Source organism: Butyrivibrio sp. WCE2006, assembly GCF_000701985.1.
Taxonomy (GTDB): Bacteria; Bacillota; Clostridia; order Lachnospirales; family Lachnospiraceae; genus Butyrivibrio.
Map to the genome: position 1 here is coordinate 91132 of NZ_JNKH01000014.1, position 6335 is coordinate 97466.

Annotated in this window: 5 protein-coding genes; 4 read left to right on the plus strand and 1 reads right to left on the minus strand. The window is 40.2% G+C overall.

Features of this window, described 5'->3' with window-relative positions:
• Window positions 1–63: 63 nt before the first annotated feature.
• On the minus strand, window positions 64–786 hold the full coding sequence (locus T501_RS10960; protein WP_026511654.1) for a LytR/AlgR family response regulator transcription factor: 723 nt from the start codon (window positions 784–786) through the stop codon (window positions 64–66).
• A gap of 242 nt (window positions 787–1028) precedes the next feature.
• On the opposite strand from T501_RS10960, the gene T501_RS10965 reads away from it, so the two are divergent.
• From T501_RS10965 to T501_RS10980, 4 genes are all read left to right on the plus strand, one after another.
• The gene (locus T501_RS10965; protein WP_026511655.1) at window positions 1029–1667 is read left to right on the plus strand and encodes a hypothetical protein; all 639 of its coding nucleotides are present in this window, start codon (window positions 1029–1031) and stop codon (window positions 1665–1667) included.
• The gene (locus T501_RS10970; protein WP_026511656.1) at window positions 1664–3304 is read left to right on the plus strand and encodes a sensor domain-containing diguanylate cyclase; all 1641 of its coding nucleotides are present in this window, start codon (window positions 1664–1666) and stop codon (window positions 3302–3304) included. The genes T501_RS10965 and T501_RS10970 overlap by 4 nt, the downstream gene beginning before the upstream one ends.
• A gap of 332 nt (window positions 3305–3636) precedes the next feature.
• Entirely contained in the window at window positions 3637–6051 is a 2415-nt protein-coding gene (locus T501_RS10975; protein ID WP_044914792.1) for an InlB B-repeat-containing protein, read from the plus strand.
• Window positions 6052–6140: 89 nt separating this feature from the next.
• Window positions 6141–6335: helix-turn-helix domain-containing protein (locus T501_RS10980; RefSeq protein WP_044914794.1), on the plus strand; the 195-nt coding region annotated here is incomplete at its 3' end.

The window sequence follows — 6335 nt, forward strand, 5'->3', positions numbered from 1 at the left end:
GACCAGGTCCAGTACGGTTATTATTTTTTCTGAGGAAAAACAGGAATCTATAGGTATTCTGAATTACAACAGATCTCTTATGGCGAACTCTGCCAGCATACGGTTTGCTTCACGGAGGCTTTCACGCCTGATATGCACTGTATCGCCATCCTTCATGACGAACATCTGAAGATCCTTGTCTATATTCTTGGCATGGGCGAGGTTTACCAGGTAACTTTTGTGGCAGCGCATGAAAGAATCATCGGGAGTCTGGGCTTCGATATCGTCCAGTTTTCCGGTGAGCTGAAGAGTTGCACCGTTAGCCATATGCATGTAGAGAGTATGGGCGCTCTGCTCAACATAACAGATTTTTTCGAAGGAGAAGGTCATATCCTTTCCGCCAATGCGGACGGATACACCGCCCTGGGCACCTTTCATCTGTGCTGCAAGGTCAAGTACTTCACCGACCTCTGTTGGATTGAAGGGTTTCATAAGATAGCGGATCACGCGGTTTTTATAGCCTTCCATGGCGTGGTCCTGACTTGATGTCGCAAATACGATTGGAACTGAAGCGTCGATACTTCGAATTTTGCTGGTTGCATCAACACCTCCCATTCCCGGCATGAGTATATCCATGAAAATGAGATCATAGATGCCTGGCCTGAAATTTGATAAAAAGTCCTCTCCGGACTCAAAAAGGTTTATTTCCGTTCCGGGACGCTGTTTTTCAATAATGAATTGAAGCTGACGTCTCTGTGCCATTTCGTCGTCACAAACAGCAACTTTTAGTATATCTGAACTACTCATATATCTCTTCCTCATAAAAAGATTAAAGCATTATAAACTAATTGTAATAATTATATAATATCATAATTAGACATATTGAGAACAGTCATTAACATAAATATAATAAAAGTCAAGTACGAATTATGTAGCAGCCCATGCATATTTGGGTAAACTGTTTCCGTATCAGATTGTTATACTTAATTATGAAGATTTTTGTTTCGAAGGAGCGTCATTCCTTTGAACGAAAGGTGATGGGGAGATAGATGAATAATATTAGCTTTGGAAACAGGGCACTTGCGCACATGAGTACTTTAATTGCCATTTGCGCATTTATCCTGTTTCCTTGCTGCAGTAATACTGCTAAAGCTGCAGATTTGGGAATATATCATAATAAAGTTATTTTCACTGCACCCAGTGCGGAGAAGATATATGATGGGACACCGCTCACAGAACAGATTGATGTGACAGCTCAGGGACTTCCTGAGGGGTATACATACAAGGCTGTTGCAGAGGGTAGTATTACATTTCCTGAAGATAATGCAGATAATAATAATATTGTAACGGATTATATAATTTTTGATCCCAGCGGGCTTAACGTTACAGATAAGTTTGTTAACGTAGAGCTCAGGCCGGGTACGCTTAGAATCAGCGAAAAAGAGGCAGTCCTTGGTGCTACAAGGAAGGTTGAAGAGGATAGTGCTAAAAAGAGTGAAGTATTAACTGATGATTCTGACAATGGTGAGTCTGTTCTTATTGAAGATGAGGAGACTGCTAAATCAGATAAAATAAAAGATAAGAGTGATGTTTCGTTGGAATTGATCTTATATAGTTTCTTGGTGATGATAATGCTTGCCGTTTTTGTCATATTTATGATGGATAGCAAAAAAATGAGGGAAAAATGAAGTCAATTCAGGAAAAAATAACGCTTTTAACTACAATAGCCATACTGATGGTAGTACTTATTGTCGGTGGCACTGCAGTTTATACATTGAGACAGTCGGGCAACTATGATTCAGCCCGTATCTTAAATCTGACCTGTGAGACTGAGGCGGATGCGATAGACAGGGTTCTTTTTAATACCGAGGAGGCTGTAAATATCCTTGCTGATTATGCGGTCGAACGTCTTTTTTCTGTGGAAAAGCTTGCCGGTGATGAAACTTACAGAGATAGTTATACTGTGCAGCTTTCCAATCTTTTTTCAAATATAGCTGAAAATGTTCCCGGAACAGTTTCATATTATGTTCATTACAATCCTGATATAATGCCATCTGACAGTGGGCTACTATACATAAGGGACACACCGGATGATGAGTTTTACTATATGCAGCCTACAGATATTTATGCATTTGATAAGGAGGCTTATGAGCATGTAAACTGGTGGTACATTCCTGTTCAAAATGGTGCTCCAACCTGGCTTGAGCCATATCATAATGCTAACATGGATAAATATCTGATATCTTATGTAGTTCCTCTTTATGACAATGGTGTTTTGATAGGCATTGCCGGAATGGATATAGATTTCTATGGCATGATCGATACCGTAAAGCAGATAAAGTGCTATGATACCGGCTACGCTTGTCTTGCTGACAAAGATGGAACAGTATATTACAACCCGAATTTTGATGCAGGTACTTCACTTGATGAGATGGATGTAAAGGGTGATTTCTTTTTTGAAAATGAAAGTAATGGTATTGGACTTACCACATATACTATGAAGGGTGTTGAAAAGCAGCTTGCGTTCAGAACTCTTCTTAATGGGATGAGACTTATCATAACTGCTCCGGTTGATGAGATCATGGCTATGAGCAATGAACTTATGAGAAGAGTTGTTATTTCTACTATAATAGTACTTGTTACTTTCCTTCTTCTTACAATAATGGTGAGCCGCAGGATTACCGGTCCGCTGAAGAGCCTTGCACATGTTGCGCGTGAGATAAATGACGGAAAGCTTGAAGTGACTTTCCCTAAAGAGACAAAGGACGAAGTTGGCGAACTTACTCATGCAATGGAAAAGATGGTTCATCATCTTAAACATCATATTGATGATTTGAACTCACTGGCATATCATGATGCGTTGACGGGTGTTAAAAATAAGACAGCATATGATGATGCTGCATCAAAGCTTGATATGCAGCAAGGCGAAAAGGAATATGGTATTGTGGTATTTGATGCCAATAATCTTAAAAAGATAAATGACACCTATGGACACGAGCGTGGAAACATCTATCTGCAGAATGCCTGCAGACTGACCTGCCGTATTTTCAAAGGGAGTCCTGTATTTAGAATTGGTGGAGATGAGTTCGTTGTTATATTACAGGGTGATGATTACGATAACTGTTATAAGCTTCTCAGAGATTTTGATGTTGAGGCTGAGAGACATAATCTTGAAACTGTAAATGAATGGGAAAAGATAAACATCGCTAAGGGAATGGTGAAATACGATCCTGAAACCGATGCAAACGTAGAATCCGTATTCAAGCGGGCAGATGCAAGAATGTATGTGGCAAAGCAGAAGATGAAGCTGGCTGAGATGGGGTAAACGATCTGGTCCAAATTTCATTTGATCATGCATTACAATATATTATAGAAGAAACAGATTAGGCACTGATGGTTGTAGATATCGTCAGTGCTTTTTCTTTGTTCTTTAGTGCTGGATCAGGTCTTGCTGAGAAATGACTGTGCGGCTTTATTTCTATTAATATGCTATTGACCTCAGAATATAACTGCTTAACAACTTTCATATTAGTTAAAAATTGTCAAGTACGAGTTTTGAAATAAATTGTGCATAATTTGTAAATTTTCTTGAAATAAAGTTTCGTATAATCTAAATGAACTATTATATTTATAATAATATGAAGGGGGAATTGCATAATGCGAAAGAACATTGCAAGAAAACTTGCTATGCTTCTGGCACTAGTAGTACTTGTAACGACCTTTGGGTCAGATTACAACAGTATAGGTGCCCATGCTACATCTGAAGCTGATATCCAGCAAGCATCCACTGAAAAGTATTCATCGCTTTTTACCGAGAATATCGGTGATGAGCAAAATGTTGAACAGGAGGCTCCGGCTGAAGAGGTCGTGGAAGAGCCTGTTCAGGATGAGGTTGTACAGGAGGAGCCTGTAGCAGAAGAACCTGCTCAGGAAGAGCCTGCACAGGAAGAACCTCAGGTACAGGAGGAGGTTCAGGCAGAGGAGCCTGTAGCCGAAGAGCCTGCGCAGGAAGAGGTTGTTCAGGAAGAACCTCAGGTACAGGAAGAGGTTCAGCCTCAGACAGAGGAAGCTGCTCCTGCAGAAGGTCAGACTTCTGAAGAGACCAAGACAGAAGAGGCTGCTCCCGCAGAACAGACTGCTGTAGAACCCGCTGCTGAAAATGCAGAGGAAGTTGCTCCTGCAGAAACACCTGCAGATCCTGAAGCAGTAGAGGAAGCTCCTGCTGAAGAGAAGGAAGAAGCTAAGGAAGAGGAAGAAGTAACTGTAGCTGAAGAGAAGTTAGTTACAATTTCTTATGCTACAACCGAAGGCGGTTCAGTTTCTGTTCAGAGTGAAGAAGTTGATGTTAATGCAGAGGATGCAAAATTCAACGGATCAACTGCAACAGCTGACGAAGGCTTCAAGTTTACAAACTGGACAGATGAGAGCGGTAAGGAAGTTGAGACAGATAAGACTTTTGTACCTTCAGATGCTCAGATAGTTGATGGTGCAGTTTATACTGCTAATTTTGAAAAGCTTGAGGAGAAACTTCCTGCACAGACTTTCGAAGGACAGGCCGGCGATGCTTCTGTATATGTTGAAGCTCCCGAGGGTGCTTTTCCTGAAAATACCCAGATGACTGTTACAGAAGTTAAGGATGAGGCTATCATTAATGAGATCAAGGATACTGCCAACGATGAAGTTGATAACTCAGAGCAGACAGCCATCGTTGTAGATATCTCATTTACACATGACGACATTGAAATTGAACCTTTAGCTCCTATCTCTGTAAAGATTACAAGTTCAATAGTAAGTACTGAAGAGGATACACAGGTAGTACATAGAGATGATGATGGAAATACTAATGTTATTGAAGCAACTATTTCCGATGATGCAGCTGAGTTTACTTCATCCGATTTCTCAATCTATGCTATCGTAATTGATCCGGATCCTACTGTTGTTACACCCAGACGTACTTACAAATTCACAGATTCAGACAGAACACCGTATGAGTTCTTTAATGAACTGGGTCAAAAAGTAGATAGCCAGATAGTAAAGAATGGTGACACACTTGCAGCAATTGAACCCCCTTATCATAATGGATGGGCGTTTATTGGCTGGTATTTAGTTGATGAAACAAGCCATGATTATACAGACACTAAGGTAGAACTCGGACAGGTTATAAATGGTATTACTGCCGATGAAACCGTTGAACTCAGAGCTAAGTATAAAGATCACTACACAATTACTTACTGCGATGAGAAGGGTACAGCTATTCATACTGATGATGTTGTATCAGATGATGGTACTTATAAAATTGAATGGCCTTATACACCTATGAGCCAGGATTCTGCTTTCCTTGGATGGAAGCCTACAAAGAATCCAGATGCCATAACTGTAATAACCGAAGGCAGGACATCACCCTTTGAAAACGGAACAGAGATAAAGGTCACTAAGAGCGTTGAGTTTACAGCTTATACTCCTAAAGGATATTGGCTTGTGTTTGATGAGAATGCTGCAGGCGCAAGCTATGTAGGACCTCAGTTTGTAGAGCTTGGTCAAAATACAAAAGATCCTACAAAATATAATAAGGATGATGCAGGTAACGACATACAAGACCAACCTATATGGCCTACAAGAATAGGATATAAAATTGAAGGTTGGTACACAGAGGCACCTTCAGAGCGTGGTGGTGAACCTGGCGGAACAAAATTTGTGTTTGGACAGCCCCTTTCCGAGAAGACTACTCTATACGCTAAGTGGGTTCCGGCTAATGAAGCAGATTATACAGTAGTTATTTGGCAGGAATCTCTGAAAACCAATGAGGATGGTTCAAAGGTTTACGCATATAAAGAGTCTTTAACTAAGAGAGGTATTGTTGGCAATGATGTTATCATAGACTTAAATCATACTGATTACAAGGCAGATATTGCCGGAACAGAGAAACAGTATATAGGCTTTGACCCTGATCATTATGACACAGGTAAAAAGATTAAGGCAGAAGGTAATACTGTAGTAAATGTATATTTCAACAGAATAGTAACTTGTAAAACTAAATTCCACCCCTTTAACACACGACATGGAACTTACTAATTCCAAACTCGGGTATGGAATTTACTAATTCTTATTGATATCATCCATAGGTTCATCCACATATGCTCTCCGGCATTAAGGAGGAACTTATGGAATCCACTAATAAGAACAAGCATCTTGATTTAGACAAGCGTTATGAAATCCAGCATGGTTTGGATGACTCTCTCAGCTTTAAAGCCATTGGAGCTGCGATAGGAAAAGACTGTACCACTATTTCAAAAGAAGTCAGAGCACATATCATATATGAAAAGAAGGGCGCTCCTTATCGGCCTTTCAATGACTGC

What these genes read in the sequence shown, in the direction of transcription:
- T501_RS10965 (WP_026511655.1), top strand. Translation starts at nt 1,029, where the DNA reads ATGAATAATATTAGCTTTGGAAACAGGGCACTTGCGCACATGAGTACT.
- T501_RS10960 (WP_026511654.1), bottom strand. Translation starts at nt 786, where the DNA reads ATGAGTAGTTCAGATATACTAAAAGTTGCTGTTTGTGACGACGAAATG.
- T501_RS10970 (WP_026511656.1), top strand. Translation starts at nt 1,664, where the DNA reads ATGAAGTCAATTCAGGAAAAAATAACGCTTTTAACTACAATAGCCATA.
- T501_RS10975 (WP_044914792.1), top strand. Translation starts at nt 3,637, where the DNA reads ATGCGAAAGAACATTGCAAGAAAACTTGCTATGCTTCTGGCACTAGTA.